Source organism: Roseococcus sp. (assembly GCF_965227005.1).
In the GTDB taxonomy this organism is placed as follows: Bacteria; Pseudomonadota; Alphaproteobacteria; order Acetobacterales; family Acetobacteraceae; genus Roseococcus.
Map to the genome: position 1 here is coordinate 142,298 of NZ_CBDDFJ010000034.1, position 17,450 is coordinate 159,747.

A 17,450-nucleotide genomic window follows, 5' to 3' on the forward strand; every position below is an offset into this window, starting at 1 on the left:
AGCCATTCCGTGACCAGGGTGACTGGGAGGCGCATGGCGGAATTCCTGACAACGCCATTGGCCACGCGTCACGCAAACCATGGGGTTCGGCGCGATTCGCGGCCGTGTCCGTCACATGAAAGGCCGACTCGCCACTGAAATGGCGGCGGCTTTCCGATGGGCTTCAGAAGAAGGGCTGCCTCAGTGGGGCATCTGGCTCCGTTCGACCATGGTGGTGAACCATCGGCCGTCCTCGCCACGATACATCACCCACCAGGGCTCGCCCTTGTATTTCGGCACCATGGCGTATTGCGCGAAGATCGTGCCACCCGGCGTCTGCACCTTCATCGGCTTTGCGAAAGCCAGCATTCGTCCAACTCCCCACGTCGTTCAGGGGGTCAACGCGCGTCGGCCAACTGGGTTGCCGAAGGGGGAAAGTTTACGATCACCCGCGCGCCACCTGGCGCATTCTCCAGCCGCAGGGTTCCGCCGAGCCGCTGGGCGAAGTCCTCCATGATGATGGTGCCGAGCCGCGGCCGGTCCTGGAGGACGCCGGACAGCCCATGCCCGTCGTCGCCGATGGTCAGAACCATGTCCTGTCCCACCTGGCGCAAGGCGATCGTAAGTGTGCCGCCCGGGCGGCCGGCGAAGGCATGCTTCACGCTGTTCATCACCGCCTCGGCAATGATCATCGCGGCCAGCGTGGCGGCGTTGTGGTCGAGCGGGGGGGCCTGCACCACCACCTCGACGGCGATGTCCTCCCGGCCCGCCGCGCGCAGCAGGTCGAGCGTCAGCGCGTCGAGCGCCTGGGCCAGGCGCTCGCCCGCGAGCTCGGGGTCGCGCAGGCGGCGATGAACCGTCGCCATGCCGCGCAGCCGCTGGACCGCATCGGCCAGCGCGGCCTCGGCATCGGCCATATCGGCCATGTGCAGCGACTGGATGGAAAGGATGGTCGCCAGCGACTGGATGCCGTTCGCGACGCGATGCTGCAATTCGCGATAAAGATGGCGCTCATGCGCGAGCAGCTTTTCGATCTTCTCGTGCGCCGTCACCAGGCGCAGGGCGGCCACATGCAGGACCTCGACCAGTGCCATCTGCCCGATCGCGACAAGCACGAAGAGCCCCAGCGCGATGGGGCCCTGAGGGTACTGAAGCTCGAAGGAATACTGCGGCTCCAGGAAGAAGTACCAGGCCGTGACCACCGACAGCGCCGAAATCGCCGCCGCGGGCCGCCAGCCGGAGAAGACTGTCGTGAAGAAGATGGCGAGGAAGAACGTGGCGAAGGGCGCGCCCTGGATGCCCGATACCCAGCGCACCACGAAGGCGACCGCGAAGGCAGCGAGCCCGACGGCCAGGCCGATCGCCAGCCCCCGGGGCCGTCCGGCGAATTTCGCGATAAGCGACATGGCTGTGAGATTCATCCCGGCTTTGCGGCGCGCGCACCCTGCCCCATCGCGGAATATGTTTCCAGGCCATGGGGATGTGGCGCGCGCCTCGAAATTCAAAAATCCCGCACGCAATCCCACCGGGAGGGCCGCCTGATTTCAGGCCCGCCTCCGCCCGGCATCGCGACGGCGTGGACGGCTGCCGGCAGGACAATCCTTATACAGTCCGGACGGTGCCTGTGAACCGCCGCCTCAGGGGCGCGGGAGTCGCAGCCACGCCCCGCCTGCCGGGGACATCGCCGCGCGTCGCAACTGTGGCATGATGGAAGCGTTGCGCGTGAGCACGGCCCTCGCTCCCGCGTTCGCGTGCCACCCCGTGTCAGCCGGAACCCCCTTGATGCCGCACCTCCATGATGTCCACAGCATCGCCCATGCTTGCCATCGGCTGGTCCTCCAAGGGCCGGGCATCGTCTCCACGCGCGCTCCGGCGGCCGGGCGCCTCCCGCTCGGCGTCTCGGCGAATGCGAATCCGCGCCGCCGCCACACCCAAGCGGCGTGACGGTCCTTCCCCGCAGAAAAGGCTTACCCCCCTTGCCTTTGGCGCTCCGAGCATTCCTGGGCCTGCTGCTCGCCCTCGTTCCCGCCGGTCTCGTGCAGATCCTCCTGGAGCGCGAGGCGCGGCAGGAGCGCACGGAACAGCTGGGCGAGCAGGCCATGCGGCTGGTCCGGCTCCTGGGCCGCGAGCAGACCGCCACCATCGAGGCGGCGCGCCAGCTGCTCAGCGCCATTGCGGCGGAGGACACGATCCGCGCCAACCGGCCGAGCGAGGCCTGCGACAGCTTCCTCGCCCGCATCGTCGCCGCCAATCCACGTTACGTGACGGCCAATCTCTTCAGCCCCGAGGGCGATAACATCTGCTCGGCGCAGCCCGACATGATCCGATCGGCCCGGGTCGGGGACCGCTCCTACCTGCGTGCCGTCATCCGGGAGAACCGGTTCCAGATCGGCGAGTACCTCGTCGGCCGGGGCACCGGCACGCCGACGCTCCATATGGCGAGCCCGCTGCGCGACGCGGCCGGCGCCCCGGTGGGCATCGTGGTGGTCGGGCTCTCCATTCGCTGGCTGACGCAGAAGCTGAGCACGGTGGAACTGCCCCCGGGCGGGGTTTCCACCATCGCCGACCGCAACGGCATCGTGCTCGCGCGCTCGATCGAGCCGGAGCGCTATGTCGGCACGCCGCTGGCCGATTTCGCGCTGTCTATGCCCCCCGCGCCGCGCGCCGGCGTCGCGGAGGTGAAGAGCCGCGACGGCGTGGAGCGCATGCTGGCCTATCTGCCGCTGGCCGAGGGGCCGGAAGGCGCGCTCTTCATCGCCGTCGGGCTGGAGACGCGCGCCGCCGTGGCCGCCGCCGCCGCGGCAGACCGGCGTGCCTGGCTGATGATCGTCGGCTCGCTGCTGCTGACCTTCCTGCTGGCGATCCTGGGCTTTCACGCGACCATCGCGCGGCCCGTGCAGCGCCTTCTCGCGGCCTCGCGGCATTGGGCCGAGCAGGAATGGGCGGTGCGCGTCGGCTCCGTCGGGGGAGGGCGCGAGTTCGAGCGGCTCGCCGGGGCCTTCGACGGCATGGCCGCCACGGTCGAGACCCGCATCGCCGAACGCCAGAATGCCGTGGCCCGCATGCGGGCCGTGCTGAGCGTGGCGCCGCAGGTGGTGCTCACCGCCGATCGCGAGGGTCGGGTGGACTGGGCCAATGAGTTCTGGTGCCGCACGACTGGCCTGACCGAGCAGGAAAGCCTGCAGGACGGCTGGCTCGCCGGGCTCCATCCGGACGACCGCACGGGCGCCTGGACCGCCTGGCGCCTCGCCATGGCGCAGGACGCGCCGGGCGGGGAGGCACGCTTCACGCGCGAGGTGCGGCTGCGCCGGGCGCTGGATGGCGCGTGGCGCTGGTTCCTGCTGCGCAGCGGGCCGATCGACGATGGGCAAGGCGGCGTCGCCGCCTGGGCCGTCGTGGGCGTCGATTTCCACGAGCATCGCGAGGCGCAGGCGGCCATCGCCGCCACCGCCGCACAGCTCCAGGCCACCTATGAGACCGCGCCGGCCGGCCTCTGCCTCATGGATCGCGAGCTGCGCTACGTCGCGCTGAACGAGAAGCTGGCGCAGACCAATGGGCTGCCGGTGGCGGCGCATCTCGGCCGCCGTTTCGTCGACCTGGCGCCGCATGTCGCGCCGGAGCTGGAACCCGCCTTGCGGCGCGTGCTGGAGACGGGAAATCCGGTCGAGGAATTCGAAATGCGCGTGATCGTCGGCGGGGGGGAGCGCTTCTGGCTTTGCAGCTCCTATCCCGTGCGCGGCGCGCGGGGCGAGGTGACGGGCGTGAGCGCCGCCATGATCGACATCACCGCCCGCAAGCGCGTCGAGGTCTCCGAGCGGATGCTGTCGCGCGAGGTGGACCACCGTGCGCAGAACGCGCTCAGCGTGGTGCGCGGCCTGATCCGCCTCTCCGCCGCCGATGCGCCGGACGACGTGCCGGCGCTGGTCGAGGTGCTGGAGGGCCGGATCGGCGCGATGAGCCGCGCGCACAACGTGCTCTCGCGGGAGAAATGGGTGGGGGCCGATCTGCGCGAGATCGTCCGCCAGGAGCTCGCCGCGCATGCCGACCGGGCGGTGGCCGAGGGGCCGCCGCTGCGCCTCACGCCCGAATCCGCCCAGCCGCTCACGCTGGTGCTGCACGAGCTCATCACCAACGCCGCCAAATACGGCGCGCTGTCCCTGCCGCAGGGCCGCGTGACGCTGAGCTGGGAGCGCGCGGGCAGCGATGTCCTGCTCACCTGGACCGAGCAGGACGGCCCGCGCCTGGAAGCGCCGCCCGGGCGGCTGGGCTTCGGCTCCATGCTCATCGACGCCAATATCCGCGGCCAGCTCGATGGGCGCATCGAGCGGCATTGGGAGCCGGAGGGGCTGCGCTGCCGGATCACCCTTGGCGCCGAGGCGCTCGCCGGCGGGGCCATGCCGGGTACGCTGCCGGGCGCGGGTCCGCTCACCGGGCGGCGCGTGCTGGTCGTGGAGGACGACGCGGTCTCCGCCATCACCCTCGCGGCCGCGCTGCGCGAGGGCGGCTGCGAGGTGGAGGGGCCGGCGGCCACGGTGGAGGAGGCGCTGCGCCTGGTGGAGAAGGCCGGCAAGCTCGACGCCGCGATCCTGGCCGGCACGCTGGCGGGCCGCTCCGTGCAGCCGGTCGCGCAACTGCTGCGGCGGCGCGCGGTGGCGGTGCTCCATCTCTCGCCGCTGGGCATTCCGGTGGACGGCGCGGCCGAGGCCGACATATTGCCGCGCCCCTTCACCGCCCATGCCCTGCGGGCGGCCCTGGCGGCGGCCCTCGCCCGCGCCGTCGGCTGATCCCTCGGCGGGGCGAAGGCGCCTAAGCCGCCTCGGGCTGCCCCTCCGCCAACGCCGCGCCGGGACCGATCGCCGCCTCCACTTCCGTGATCAGGGCTTCCAGCGTGACGAGCGGCGTGGTCTGCGGGCGGCGGTAGAGCGCCTGGGCCGCCTCGTCCGTCGGCGCGAAGATCAGCACGCGATCGGACAGCTGCATGGCCGTGGCCAGCGCGCGGTCCAGCCGCCGCGGCGGCGCATCCGTCGCCGCCACCAATACGACGAGTCCGGGACGGGGCGCCTCGGTGGGCACGAGTGTCGCAAGCTGCCCCGATTCCTGAAGCGCCACCACGGCGGCGGCGGCCGAGGCATGATCCAGCGCGCCGGCCACCGGCAGGACCAGGATGTCGGCGGGCCCCTCGCCATCCTGCGACACCGCCTCCATCACCCGCGTGAGCGTGCGCGAGGTGCGGATGGCCAGCGCCGGGCCGAAGGCCTCGTTCGGTCGATCGGAGGAGATCTGCGCGATGGCCGGCATGACCATCTGGTCGAGCGCGGGTTCGAGGCCCTTCCGCCCGACTTCCTCGCTCAAGAGGGCGGTGGCCCCCAGCGAGTCGTCGGCCAGCAGGCGCTGGTAGAAGCGCGCCGGCGCGGAGAGGGGCGGCGTATCTCCCAGCAGGACGTCGAGGAAGGCGAGGGATCGGACGTGCCGGCCGAGGATGACGAGGCAGGCCGTGATGGCCGGTGCCAGGATCAGCCCGAGCGGCCCCCACATCACCGCCCAGAAGGCCGAAGCCAGCAGCAGCGCCAGCGGCGTGATGCCCATGCTGCTGCCGTAGAGCCAGGGCTCCAGGATATAGGTCACCACCACGTCCACCACGGCGAAGAGCACGATCACCATCAGCACGGTGTGCCAGCCCTCGGTGGTGGCGAAGGCGACGATCAGCGGGAAGAGCATCGACAGCGGCGCGCCGAGGAAGGGCACGAAGCGCAGCGCGAAGCCAAGCGCGCCCCAGAGCGGCGCGTTGGGCACGCCGAGGGACCACAGGCCCAGGCCCATGGCCAGCCCGAAGATGCCGTTCATCAGCGCCTGCATCAGCAGGAAGCGGCCGACGCGGGTGGTGGCTTCGTTCATGGCGCCGGTGGTGCGGTGCATCTCATGCAGGCCGGCGAGGCGCAGCACGCGGTCGCGCATGTCCTCGCGCTGCACCAGGATGAAGGCCATCAGAAGAAAGGTGATGGCGAAGGTCGCGACGGGGGCGATGATCACCACGGCGAGGCTGAGCAGCGTGGCCAGAGGCCCCTGGTCGGCGCTGGCGACGGTGACGGTCTGGACCGGTGTCGCCTCGGCCGGCGACATCACCTCGCCAAGCCGCTTCACCAGCCCGACCACGCGCTCGATCGGGCCGGAGCCCTCCTGGCTCAAGGCCTGCAGCTTGCCGCGCAGGACGGTCTCGTAATTCGGCAACTCGCCGGCCAGGGCCAGGGCCTGGGTCAGGACGACATAGACCAGCCCACCGATGATGGAGAGGAACAGCACCATCACCAGCAGCACGGCGGCGATGCGCGGGACGCGCCGCCTCTCCAGCCAGGCCACCGCCGGCATGGCGGCGATGGTGAAGAGCAGCGCCAGCGCCAGTGGCGCGAAGACCTCCCGGCCCAGATACAGGGCGGCGATGACCAGCGCGAAGACAAGCCAGCGCATGGACCAGTCGCTGGAAATCGCTGGTGGCGGTCGGAAAGGGGCCATGGGAAGGTTCCTGTTGCCCGCATGCAACGCGGGCTGAGCGGCCGCGTTGCGGCATCTACCGGGATTCAGGAATCGAGGCATGCCCATTTTTCGCCGTCCGGCCGGTCGGGCCCCGAACCGTGCGGGACCTGGTTGCCGAAACTCCTTATTCTGACCCCATTGGCCGGCGCGCGCCGGCCCGAAAGGACACGACCATGGCCTATGACCGCCCCACCGAGATTCCGTCCTCCATGGACGAGACCCATGCCGAGATCGCCGCCCTTCGCGCGAAGGTGGAGGCGCTGATGAACGACCGCGTGTCGCCCGCGGTCGCCCGCGTGGCCGACAAGGCGGAGGCCGCCGCCCATCAGGCCACCGACACCATCCGCGAGCAGACCGACCGGCTCGTCGACGCCATTCGCGAGAAGCCGCTCACCGCGGTGGGAATCGCGGCGCTGACGGGCTTCGTCTTCGCCGTCCTGTGCCGCCGCTGATGCGAAGCCTTCGCCTGCTCGGGCTGGCCGCCGAGGCCGAGACCCTGCGCCTGAAGCGCGAGGCCGGCGCCTTCGCGCGCACCACGCTGCTGCAGGTTGCGGCGGCCCTTTTCGGCCTCGTGGCGCTGGGGCTGCTGCACGGCGCGGCCTGGATGTGGCTGCGCGAGAGCCAGGGGGCCATCTGGGCCACGCTCTGGCTCGCCCTTGCCGACCTCGTCGTGATGGGCGTGCTGCTGCTGCTGTCGCGCAAGCGCCACGATCCCGTGGCGCAGGAGGCGCTGATGCTGCGGCGGCAGACCATGGCGCAACTGCGCGCCGTCTCGCCGATGAACGAGGCGCTGAGCCTCGTGAAATGGCGCTCGGCGGTCGAGGTGGGCGGGATGGTTCTGGATTTCATGAAGAAGCGCCGTTGAGGCCGACAGAAAACCGATGCTGCCGCGCCATGCATGAAGGTGAAGTTGCTGAAGCCTGACGCCCTGAACCAGGAATCGCCTGCCGCTCGCCGTGCCGCGGAGAGGGCGGCGGCGGCCGCGCCGCAGCAGGGCTATTGGATGCAGGCCTGGTCTGTCGCGACGTCCGATCAGATCTCGCTGGTGGCGGCGGGCTGCGCCTTCTACGCCATGCTGGCGCTTTTTCCCTCGATCTCGCTCTGCATCGCCTTCTACGGCGTGTGGTTCGACCTGAACTCGGTGGAGGCGCAGCTTGCCATTCTGAATCAGGTTTTGCCGCCGGACAGCTACGAGCTCATCGCCCAGCGCGTGCATCAGCTGGTCGCGGCGCCACGCACGGGGCTGAGCTGGGGCGTGATCGTAAGCAGCGCGATCGCGCTGTGGTCCTCCTCGGCGGGGATCCGCTCGCTGCTTGGGGCTCTCAACCTTGCCCATGGCCAGCGTGAGCAGCGGCACTGGCTCGCCTTCTACGCGACCGCCTTCGTCATCACGATCTGCGCCATCCTCGCGGTGGCGGTCGGGTTGGGCTTTCTGGTCGCGCTGCCGACGATCCTGGGGCTGCTGAACTTTCCGTTTCTCGATGCGCTGTTGCTGCGCGGGGCCTCGATGGGCGCGCTGGTCTGCGCGGTGTTCCTGGCGATCGCGACGCTCTATCGCTTTGGCCCGGCGCGGCGGCCCACCCACTATCGGGTCTTCTCCGTGGGCGCGGTGACGGCGACGGGGCTCTGGCTGGTCGCCTCGGCGGCCTTCTCGCTCTACGTCAGCCATTTCGCGACCTATGACGCGACCTATGGCCCCCTCGGCGCGGCCATCGCGCTGCTCACCTGGCTCTATGTGAGCGTTTATCTGATCCTGCTGGGGGCGGAGCTGGACGCGGCCGTGGCGCGCATCCGCGGGGGTAGAGAAAAGGCGGCGGTTGTCTGAAAAGCGACGCCTGACCCAGGCTTGAAATCAAATCATAAACCGCCCAGTCAGATCGCGTTGAACATATACAGTGCGGCGATCAACAATAGTGAAAATCCTATAAGTAAAAGCCGATGCAAACGCATGGTCGATCCCATTCTTCAGTGATTAGCAGCCCCGTCACAACGTCAAATTTCTGAATCGGTTGCGGAACTGCAACCCTGTGAATGATCGGGCGTTGGAAGGTTTGTCGCCGGAGAAACGGCGCAGACCCTGATCCTTAGGAAGGAAATTTCATGCACGTTGCTCGTCTCCTGCCCATCGGCGTGATGCTCCTCGGCGTTGCCGCCTGCACCGATCCCAATGATGGCCGCCGCGGCAATCCGCCCGGCACCGGTGCCGAGCGGGCGGTCGACCGCGCGGCCGGCACCAACACTTCGGGCGCCTATCCGCGCCAGTCGGACGGCAGGCCCGGCAATCCGCCCGGCACGGCCACCGAGCGGGCGCTGGATCGCGCGGCGGGCACCAACACCTCGGGCGCCTACCCGGCGCAGTCGGACGGCACCGCCGCCAATCCCAGCGGGACGGCCGTGGGCCGCGCGCTCGGCACCACGACGCGATGAGCGACGGGCGCGCGAACAGCGCGCCCGGTTGGTTTGGGCGCGACCGCTTCGGCGGTCGCGCCCTTCCTGCGTTTGGGGGATCAGGCATCCGGACCATGAAGGCAGCTCTCGTCATCAACGACCGGGCCCGTGCCCTGTCGGAACTGGGGGCGCCGCGCGCCATGCTGGAGCAGGCTCTGCATGAGGCGGGCTTCCCGATCGTCGCCATCCCCGCCGGCGCCACGCTGGATGAGCAATGGGCCGTGGTCGACGCCTCCGAGGCCGAGGTGGTCTTCGTCGCCGGCGGCGATGGCACTCTGCGCGACGGCGCCGAACGGCTGCTCGGCACCGACCGGATCTTGGCGCCGCTGCCCGGCGGGACCATGAACCGCGTCTGCGCCCGCCTCGGGCTTGCCGGCGATCCGGTCCTGGCGGCGCGCGGCTATCGCCCCGGCCCCACGGTCGCGCTCGACGTCGCGACGGCCAATGGCCAGGTCTTCCTCTATCAGAGCGTCGTCGGCGCGCCGACGCGGCTCATGCGCTTCCGCGAGAGACAGCGCGGCGGCGGCCGGCGCGGCTGGCTGCCGCTGGTCCGCGCCGTGCTGCGCGCGCTCTTCCGCCCGACGGCGCGCGGCCTCGCGGTCCGCCTCGGTCCCGGCCGGCGCGCGCGCGGGCATGCCGCCGTGATCACCACGCCAGCGCCCAGCAGCAAGGCGGGTCTGGCCCTGGCACTGGCCCGTCCGCACGGCCCTCGCGCGCGACTGCGCCAGGCATGGCGCTGGTTCCGCGGCCGACTGGCGGAGGATCCCGACATCGCCGCGCGCGAAGGCGAGCATCTCGCCGTGCATGGCATCGCACCCTGGCTGCGCCTCAGCCTGGACGGCGAGACGCGCATCTGTTCCTCGCCGATCCGCTTCCGCCTGCATCGCGGGGCGCTGCGCGTCCTGGCCCCGCAAGAGGCCGGCTGATGCCGCGCATCGCCCATCTCTCGGATCTGCATTTCGGCGAGGCACCGCAGGAGCTGGTGGAAAGCCTGGCGGCGGATGTCATCATGGCGGCGCCCGACGCGGTGGCCGTCAGCGGCGACCTCACGCGCCGGGCCACCCGCGACGAATTCGCGCGCGCCTTCGCCTTCCTGGAGATGCTGGGCGCGCCGCTGCTGGTGATGCCCGGCAACCACGACATCCCGCGGGGCAATCTGGTCGGGCGCTTCATGCATCCCAAGCGGCGCTGGCAGCGCGCGCGCCCCGAGGACGCGATGGAAGAGCTGACCCTCGATGGAGCGCGGTTGATCGGGCTCGACACGGTGAGCCGCGCGCAATGGCATCTCGACTGGTCCGCCGGCGGCATCACGCTGGAGCGGCGCGCGCGGCTCGCGGCGCAGCTGGAGGCGGCAGCGGGGCTCGACGTCGTGGTGGTGTGCCACCATCCGTTGCGTCACGGTCCGTGGGCCATCGCCCGCCACGCGCCGCGCGAGGCGGGGGCGACCATCGAGCTGCTTCGCGCCCAGGGCGTGAAGGCTCTGCTCTGCGGCCATCTGCATCAGGCGGAGATGATGCGGCTCGGTCCGGGCGGGGCGCTGCAGGTCATTGCGCCGAGCGCCTTTTCGCCGCGCGGGTCGGGCGCGCCGAACGGATGGAACCTCGTTTCCATCCGTGACGGAGAGGTGCGCGTGGAAACGCGGGAGATGCTGGCGGATGGCTGGCGAGGGCGCGAGCTGGGTTGAGCGAAGGTGTCCGCGCCGGAGCTCTGTCCGATCAGGCAAGGCAGCCTGATCGGCATCTGCTCTAACCCACCAGCTGTGCCCGCCTCTGCGCGCGCCGTTCCGCCCGCGCCTCCTTCGCCGCCCGCGCCATCGCCCGGGGCCATTCCCGCTTCGTCGAGCGCCGGTCGGGCCGCGACAGCCTCGCGCCGCCCTCGGCCCGCAGCAGGTCCAGGGTGCGCGTGTGGAAGGCCGCCAGGCCGGGCCGGTGCCCGATCGAGATCAGCCCCGCTTCCGGCAATTCCTCCAGGACGAGCTCCATCATCCGGTCCTGGTTTTCCTCGTCGAGCGCGGCCGTCGCCTCGTCCATGAAGATCCAGCGCGGTTTCTGCAGAAGCAGCCGCGCGAAGGCCAGGCGCTGCTGTTCGCCCAGGCTCAGCACGCGGTCCCAGCGATCCTCCTTCTCGAGCTGCTCCGCCAGCTTTTCGAGACCGACCTTCTTCAGCGCCTCGGCGACCTCCGCCGCGTCGAAGGCGTCGGGCCCGGCGGGATAGGCGATGGCCGTGCGCAGCGTGCCGAGCGGCAGATAGGGCCGCTGGGGCATGAACATCATGCTCGCACGCGGCGGCGTGCGGATCTCGCCCGCGCCCCAGGGCCAGAGCCCGCCGATGGCGCGGAACAGCGTCGACTTGCCGGTACCCGACTGGCCCTTGATGAGCACGCGCTCGCCGGCCTGGATCTCGGCCGAGGCATCGGCGATCACCGTGGTGCCGTTGGAGAAGGCAACCTCCAGGTTGTGGAGGACGAGCTTCTCCTCCTGCGTCTCATGCACCTCGATCGTGGGCTGGCTCGGATCCTCGATGAGCGTGTCCAGTTCCTCGATCACGTCGCGGAAGGTGATGACGCGCTGGACGGCGCTGCGCCACTGGGCGATGAGGCCGAAATTGTCCACGAACCAGTTGAGCGCGCCCTGCACCTGGCCGAAGGCCGCGCCGATCTGCATGAGCCCGCCGAGCGTGATGGCGCCGGCGAAATAGGCGGGCGAGGCGACGATGGTGGGGAAGATCATCGCCAGCGTGCCATAGGCGCTGGTGAGCCACATGAGGTTGCGTTGGCTGCGCATCAGCCCGCGCCAGCTGGACTTCACCTCGTCGAAGAGCATGTTGAGGCCCCGGCGCTCGTCCTGCTCGCCCCGGATCAGCGCGATGCCCTCGCCGCTCTCGCGGGCGCGGTTCAGGCCGAAGCGGAAATCCGCCTCGGCCGTCGTGCGCTCCACGTTCAGCCGAACCATGGGTCGGCCGACGAACCAGGTGAGGAAGGTGCCGAGCAGCGCATAGAGCAGCGCGGCCCAGACCATGTAGCCGGGGATCTCGAACTCCTGCCCGGCCAGCGCCATGTGCAGCGGGCCCGAGACGGTCCAGAGGATGCCGATGAAGGCGGTCAGCATCATGATCGAATTGAGGATGCCCACGCCGAAATCGAGCGCGAGGTCGGTGGAGATGCGCACGTCCTCGGAGATGCGCTGATCGGGATTGTCCGTGCTGCCGGCCATCTCCAGCTGATAGTGCCGCCCGTCGCGCAGCCAGGCGTCGGTGAGGTGGCGGGTGAGCCATTCGCGCCAGCGCAGCTGGGTCAGCTGCTTCACGTAGAGCTGGTAGACGGCCACGCCCATCGAGAGCGCGGCATAGCCGATGAAGACGAGAATCTGCGTCCGGAAGGCCCCGCCGTCGCGACTCTCCAGGGCGTTGAAGAAATCGCGGTTCCACAGGTTGAGCCGGATCTGGATGAGCACCTGCGCGACGGTCAGGGCCAGCAGGGCGAAGAGCAGCCAGCGCGCCTTGCCGCGATCGGGCGCGCGCAGCCAGACGCGCGTCAGCTGCCCAAAGGCACGAATGGAGTGTTCCGCCTGCTGTTCGTGGAGGAGGCGGGCGTCGTCATCCGGCTTTTTGCTCATGTGGGTGGCTCGACAAGCCCTTCCAGGGAGGTTTGGTCCTTGCCCAGGCGCTGGGCGTCGATGGCAGCGAGTTCGCCGCGCCGCGTGCCCAGGCCCTCGGCGACGACGCTCTCGCCTACGGCGAGCAGGCCGCCGAGGGCCTTGTGTTGCGCGACCGTCAGCCGGATCGAGCCGCCTTCGGCCAGGATCACGCCCATGCTTTCGCCCTGGGGCGTGAGCAGCGGCGCCTGGATGCGGCCGGAAAGCGTCAGGCGCTGGGAGCCGGGCCGCGCATCCGTGAACCAGGCGGGGCGCTCGACGAAGCTGGCGGTATCGGAATCGCTCCTGCCCCAGGCGAGCATGGTGACGACCGGCGCGCTGCGCGCGCGGATGCCCCAGACGGCGATGGAGCTGCCGCGCGTGAAGGCGGCCATCAGCGCGTCCGCCTCGGTGGGCGGGAAGACGAATTGCGTGCCCTCGCGGAACAGGCCGCGATCGACCTCACCGGCGGGGGTGGAGATCCAGCGGTCCAGCCGGCCGGAATAGGAGGGCAGCTGCATGGGATCGAACCACAGCCCGCGCGGATCGCGCGCGGCGGCTGCCGGGAGGCGGAGGAGGGAGGCCAAGGCCAGCGCCGGACCGGCCAGCAGGAGGTTTCGTCGGGTCATCTCAGAGGGTGAATCCCTGGCCGGTCAGGAGCGAGACGGCGAAGAGCACGAGGAAGACGAAGAACAACACCCGCGCGATGCCAGAAGCGCTGGAGGCAATGCCCCCGAATCCGAAGAGGCCGGCGACCAGGGCGATCACGAGGAAGAGGAGCGTCCAGATCAACATGGCACTTCCTTTCGACATCGGAACAGGTGCGAGAGACGAACGCCGCCGGCCCGCCCGGACCGTCGGCGTAAAGGGCCGTCGCGACCTGTCGTCCTAGGGGCGGTTCTCCCAGGCCTTCACCTGCGCCTCGGCCTCGTCCTTCGCGATGCCGTAACGTTCCTGGATCTGGCCGACGAGCTGCTCGCGGCGGCCCTCGATGACGGTCAGGTCATCGTCCGTCAGCTTGCCCCACTGCTCCTTTACGGAGCCGGTCATCTGCTTCCAGTTGCCCTTGATCGTGTCCCAGTTCACTGGCGCTTCTCCTGCAAGTCCGCGCATGGCGCGGTCCGGCGGATCAACGCGTCATGAGGCCGGGCGGTTGCAGTGCAAACCGATCAGTGAAGCGGCACGCGGCCGGCGGTGATCGCCTGGTAGGTGAAGATGGCGAGCGTCACCGGGTCGAAGGGCTTGCGCATGACGAAGGCGGGTTCGATTCCCTCGGCCGTCAGCAGCTGCTCGGGATAGGCGGTGACGAAGATCACCGGGATGTCGAGCGTCTGGAGAATGCGGCGCACCGCCTGAATGCCGTTGCCGCCGCGCCCGAGATTGATGTCGGCCAGGATCAGCCCCGCGCCCTTCTCGCTGGCGAGCCGGACGGCCTCGATCTCCGTGGCGGCGATGCCGACGACCCGATGGCCGCAGCCCTGGACGAGCATGCGAAGGTCCATGGCGATGACCGGCTCGTCCTCGATGATCAGGACGTCGGTGGCCGAGGCGGCCTTCACGAAAGCCCGGGCCTCGGCCGCGCGGTCGGCGGCCTCGGTCTCGTCCAGGCCGGTGATCAGGGCCGCATCCGCCATGGAGATTTCCTCCAGCGAGGTCAGCAGCAGCAGGTGCCGGCCGAGCGGGCGGCCACGGCCCGAAGCTTCCAGGTTCTCGGTCAGCTGCGTGATGCGGGCATAGAGGGCGAGCTTGGGGGGCAGCGCTTCCGACAGGTCGGGGATGGCGCGGGCCACCAGGGCGTCACCCTCCGCCTGGCTGCCGGTGAGGGCGCGGGCATAGCGCCGGGCATAGGGCAGGACGGCGATCAGCTCGGCGGCGGATATCATGGGGAAGGGCTCCTGGACGACGAGTTTATCAAGGCCGGAGGGCCAGTGGGAAGGGTAATGGAGGGCCGATGGTGTCCGGAGTATGGGCGATGGCCAAAGTCACGAGGGCGCTATCCGAGGCGGCATCACGGTCGTTGCGCGCCGCGTCGGCCAGGGGCTAGGATCGCCGACACTGCCCTGAGAGGCATATGGAGCTCCCGACCGCCATGGGCGCAAGACGCCGCCTCCGCGAAGAATCCAGAAGAGATGCGCCCGCAAGGGCGCTCGGCCTGTGGCGCGCGCGCGGATCCAGCGCCCGGCCTCACGGCGGCGCGAATTCGCATTCCACAGCATCTTTGGCCTTCGGCCCTGCGGGATCATTGGCATGACAACGCCTTGTTTTGACAGCGGTTGCGGGAATTTCTCCTCGCCGGAGGAATTTCTCGAAGATTCCGACATTCGGCATGCAACCCTTTCGGGCCCGGGGCGTTGGAGGGTTATGAGAAGTCTCGAGGAGAAAACGATGCGCCCGACTATCGCCGGACAGGACGATACCTCCGTTGCGCCCACGCCTTCCTTCCACGACCTGCTTCTGACCACCCTGCCATCCCTCCGCCAGCAGGCGCTGGCGCTCACGCGCCACCGGGCGGATGCCGAGGATCTTGTCCAGTCGGCGGTCACGAATGCGCTCGCCGCGCAGCATTCCTTCGAGCCGGGCACGAATTTCCGCGCCTGGATGACGCGCATTATGCGCAACCGCTTCTTCTCCAACTTCCGTCGCCGGCGCGAGACGGTTGATATCGATGACGCCCCGTCCTCGCTGATGGGCCGCAGTGGCGGCCAGGAAGAGAGTATCGCTTTCAAGGAGTTGCGCGCCAATCTTGCCCGGCTCCCCAATGACCAGCGCCTCGTGTTGATGATGATTTCCGTGCAGGGGCTCTCCTACGAAGAGGCTTCCGCGCAGCTCGGCGTCGCGGTCGGCACCCTCAAATGCCGCGTCTTCCGCGCCCGCAAGCAGCTCAAGCTGTGGATGCTGGGCGAGGATGAAGTGATGGAGGCTGCGGCATCGACGGCAAAGCGCGCGGCGCGTAAATCGTCACCGCGGGCCAGCCGGATTGGTTCGAGCAGTCTGCCGGAGGACGGTCTCCGTCTTTCTTAGGAGCGTTTGTGTCCGACAGTTCCGAGAGTCCGCCTAAGGGGGGTGTGTCATCGCACCCACCCGGTAGCGCCGGGCGGGGCCGAAAGGCCGCGTCCGATGTTGCGTTTGAGATGTGGCTCGAGCGCGGACTTCACACCATGTTCGATGACATCGCCAGCGAGCCCATTCCCTCGGCTTTGCTGGAGTTGATTGAGCGTGACAGGCTGAAGAGCCAAGATAAAAAGTAATCCGAGATGTTTCATTCCAAGGAATGATCATTCCGGAATTCGAGCCCCGATGAATTTATCCGGGATGCTCGCAAACTTTAGACCCATTTCCGCGATTTATCCCTGAACGACCGTCGGCGTGTTTCTGCCGATCGGCGTGATCAGGATGCGAGACCATGGCCATGGACGGAATCAATTGCCCCATCGCCTCCGTCTGCGGGCCCTCGAATTCCGCCATCATCTGCTTTTCGTCCCTCCGCTGGCCCGAGGCGCACCGCCTTCGGCCGCTGCTTGCGAGGTTCGCGCGTCAGCGCCAGGTGTTCTTCCTGGAAGAACCTGAAGTCTCGGCGGGCGAACGCCTTCGCGTCAGCCCCTGTTCCGCCACCGGCGTCCAGGTCGTGACGCCGATGCTCCCGGCCAACGGAACGGACAACCGGCGGGCGGCGCTCGACCTGTTGCTGGCCCGATCGGGCGCTGCCATTGGCTGGTATGCCACTCCTGAAGCCGTGCCCTACTCGCGGCACGTGTCCTGGCTCGCCACGGTCTACGACTGCACCGAGACGCCTTCTGCCCTCGGTCTCCCATTCGAGCGGCATCTCATCGAGGCGGCCGATCTCGTCTTCACCGCTTCGTCGGAGCTTCATGACGCTCTCCGTGCGGCCCATCCCCATATCCATTGCTTCCCCGTCTGCATCGATGTCGAGCACTTCGCCACGGCGCGGGGCCTGATCGCCGAGCCGGACGACCAGATCGGCCTTCGTCGCCCGCTGCTCGGCCGTTATGGCGCCGTGGATGACCGGCTGGACCTGGATCTCTTGGCCCGCCTGGCCGCGCAGCGCCCGCATTGGCAGTTCGCCCTCATCGGCGCGATCGAGACGGCGCGCGACCTGCCGCGGGCGCGCAACATCCATTGGCTGGGCGACCGCAGCGAGGCCGAGCTCCCCGCCTATCTGTCCCATTGGGATGTGGCGATCATGCCGATGGCGCCCGATGCCGTGTCCGACCCCGCCGAAGCGCCGCGCTATCTGGCCGCCGGCCGCCGCGTCGTCACGACACCGCTCAAAGGTGCCGCGCGGTCTGTCACCGCCTTGGAGGCCGTTGCGGTCGCAACCTCGGCGGAAGCCTTCCTGCACGCCGCCGAAGAGGCGATGCGCCGCGCCGATGTCTCCGATTTCGTGGCCGTGGACGACCTGCTGGCCACGCTGTCCTGCGACGCGGTCCAGCGGGACATGGCGGCGCTGCTCAGCGCCGCTGAGCTCTCGCAAGCGCCAGCGAGCTATTTCGGGCTGGGCGCGAACCCGCTTCCCTTGGGGGGCAGGAAATTGTCCGCCTAGAGCCTTCTTCGTTCGCAAGGGCTCACTTCGAAGTCTCTAGCTCTTTGTTTTTCCGAGCATCTTTACCCGACCCGACGATTCCGCCTGATCGGGTGATGCTCTAACGGTCGTGCGGCGATTTGTCGGGGACGGGGCGGGTGTCGCTCTTGTCCTGGGGGCCGCGCTTCTGGTCTGCCGGCATGCCCTTTTCCAGCTCGGCCTCGGTGCGGTCCCGCCCGTTATCGGGCCGGCCCTTGGCCTCCTTGCCGGAATCGACGGGGGTCTTGGGTGTTTTTTCCATTCCGGAAAAACGGCCGGAC

General features: G+C 69.2%; 18 protein-coding genes. 9 read left to right on the forward strand and 9 right to left on the reverse strand.

Annotated features, from left to right (window positions below):
* Window positions 1–180: 180 nt before the first annotated feature.
* Window positions 181–348 (reverse strand): hypothetical protein, encoded by a 168-nt coding sequence (locus ACO057_RS16605; RefSeq protein WP_421993716.1) that lies wholly within the window; start codon window positions 346–348, stop codon window positions 181–183.
* A gap of 29 nt (window positions 349–377) precedes the next feature.
* Entirely contained in the window at window positions 378–1,385 is a 1,008-nt protein-coding gene (locus ACO057_RS16610; RefSeq protein WP_421993717.1) for a sensor histidine kinase, read from the reverse strand.
* A gap of 570 nt (window positions 1,386–1,955) precedes the next feature.
* On the opposite strand from ACO057_RS16610, the gene ACO057_RS16615 reads away from it, so the two are divergent.
* On the forward strand, window positions 1,956–4,763 hold the full coding sequence (locus ACO057_RS16615) for a PAS domain-containing protein (RefSeq protein WP_421993718.1): 2,808 nt from the start codon (window positions 1,956–1,958) through the stop codon (window positions 4,761–4,763).
* A 22-nt stretch (window positions 4,764–4,785) separates the two neighbouring features.
* Here the strand turns inward: ACO057_RS16615 and ACO057_RS16620 are convergent, their stop codons facing one another.
* Window positions 4,786–6,444, reverse strand: a complete 1,659-nt coding sequence (locus ACO057_RS16620) for an AI-2E family transporter (protein WP_421993719.1) — start codon at window positions 6,442–6,444, stop codon at window positions 4,786–4,788.
* Between the two features lie 239 nt (window positions 6,445–6,683).
* Here ACO057_RS16620 and ACO057_RS16625 point away from each other — a divergent pair, with 239 nt between their 5' ends.
* From ACO057_RS16625 to ACO057_RS16650, 6 genes are all read left to right on the forward strand, one after another.
* Window positions 6,684–6,962: a hypothetical protein gene (locus ACO057_RS16625; RefSeq protein WP_421993720.1), complete on the forward strand. Its 279-nt coding sequence runs from the start codon at window positions 6,684–6,686 to the stop codon at window positions 6,960–6,962.
* Window positions 6,962–7,375, forward strand: coding sequence for a hypothetical protein (locus ACO057_RS16630; protein WP_421993721.1), 414 nt, complete (start codon window positions 6,962–6,964; stop codon window positions 7,373–7,375). Before ACO057_RS16625 ends, ACO057_RS16630 begins: the two co-directional genes overlap by 1 nt.
* Window positions 7,376–7,420: 45 nt before the next feature.
* Entirely contained in the window at window positions 7,421–8,335 is a 915-nt protein-coding gene (locus ACO057_RS16635) for a YihY/virulence factor BrkB family protein (protein ID WP_421993722.1), read from the forward strand.
* Window positions 8,336–8,610: 275 nt separating this feature from the next.
* Entirely contained in the window at window positions 8,611–8,937 is a 327-nt protein-coding gene (locus tag ACO057_RS16640) for a hypothetical protein (RefSeq protein WP_421993723.1), read from the forward strand.
* Window positions 8,938–9,032: 95 nt separating this feature from the next.
* Entirely contained in the window at window positions 9,033–9,884 is an 852-nt protein-coding gene (locus ACO057_RS16645) for a diacylglycerol/lipid kinase family protein (RefSeq protein ID WP_421993724.1), read from the forward strand.
* A complete protein-coding gene (locus tag ACO057_RS16650) occupies window positions 9,884–10,642 on the forward strand; it encodes a metallophosphoesterase family protein (RefSeq protein ID WP_421993725.1) in 759 nt (252 codons plus the stop codon). The genes ACO057_RS16645 and ACO057_RS16650 overlap by 1 nt, the downstream gene beginning before the upstream one ends.
* Window positions 10,643–10,703: 61 nt before the next feature.
* On the opposite strand, the gene ACO057_RS16655 is transcribed toward ACO057_RS16650, so the two are convergent.
* The 5 genes from ACO057_RS16655 to ACO057_RS16675 form a co-directional block, all read right to left on the reverse strand.
* Window positions 10,704–12,572, reverse strand: coding sequence for an ABC transporter ATP-binding protein/permease (locus tag ACO057_RS16655; protein ID WP_421993726.1), 1,869 nt, complete (start codon window positions 12,570–12,572; stop codon window positions 10,704–10,706).
* Window positions 12,569–13,219, reverse strand: coding sequence for a hypothetical protein (locus ACO057_RS16660; protein ID WP_421993727.1), 651 nt, complete (start codon window positions 13,217–13,219; stop codon window positions 12,569–12,571). Before ACO057_RS16660 ends, ACO057_RS16655 begins: the two co-directional genes overlap by 4 nt.
* 1 nt (window position 13,220) lies before the next feature.
* Window positions 13,221–13,385, reverse strand: a complete 165-nt coding sequence (locus ACO057_RS16665; protein ID WP_421993728.1) for a DUF1328 domain-containing protein — start codon at window positions 13,383–13,385, stop codon at window positions 13,221–13,223.
* 93 nt (window positions 13,386–13,478) lie between these two features.
* Window positions 13,479–13,676, reverse strand: coding sequence for a CsbD family protein (locus ACO057_RS16670; RefSeq protein ID WP_421993729.1), 198 nt, complete (start codon window positions 13,674–13,676; stop codon window positions 13,479–13,481).
* An 83-nt stretch (window positions 13,677–13,759) separates the two neighbouring features.
* On the reverse strand, window positions 13,760–14,473 hold the full coding sequence (locus ACO057_RS16675; RefSeq protein WP_421993730.1) for a response regulator: 714 nt from the start codon (window positions 14,471–14,473) through the stop codon (window positions 13,760–13,762).
* Between the two features lie 502 nt (window positions 14,474–14,975).
* On the opposite strand from ACO057_RS16675, the gene ACO057_RS16680 reads away from it, so the two are divergent.
* A complete protein-coding gene (locus tag ACO057_RS16680) occupies window positions 14,976–15,611 on the forward strand; it encodes a sigma-70 family RNA polymerase sigma factor (RefSeq protein WP_421993731.1) in 636 nt (211 codons plus the stop codon).
* A 382-nt stretch (window positions 15,612–15,993) separates the two neighbouring features.
* Window positions 15,994–17,151 carry a glycosyltransferase gene (locus tag ACO057_RS16685; RefSeq protein ID WP_421993732.1) on the forward strand — a complete coding sequence of 386 codons (1,158 nt, stop codon included), beginning with the start codon at window positions 15,994–15,996 and terminating at the stop codon, window positions 17,149–17,151.
* A 100-nt stretch (window positions 17,152–17,251) separates the two neighbouring features.
* Here the strand turns inward: ACO057_RS16685 and ACO057_RS16690 are convergent, their stop codons facing one another.
* Entirely contained in the window at window positions 17,252–17,431 is a 180-nt protein-coding gene (locus ACO057_RS16690) for a hypothetical protein (protein WP_421993733.1), read from the reverse strand.
* Between the last annotated feature and the right edge of the window lie 19 nt (window positions 17,432–17,450).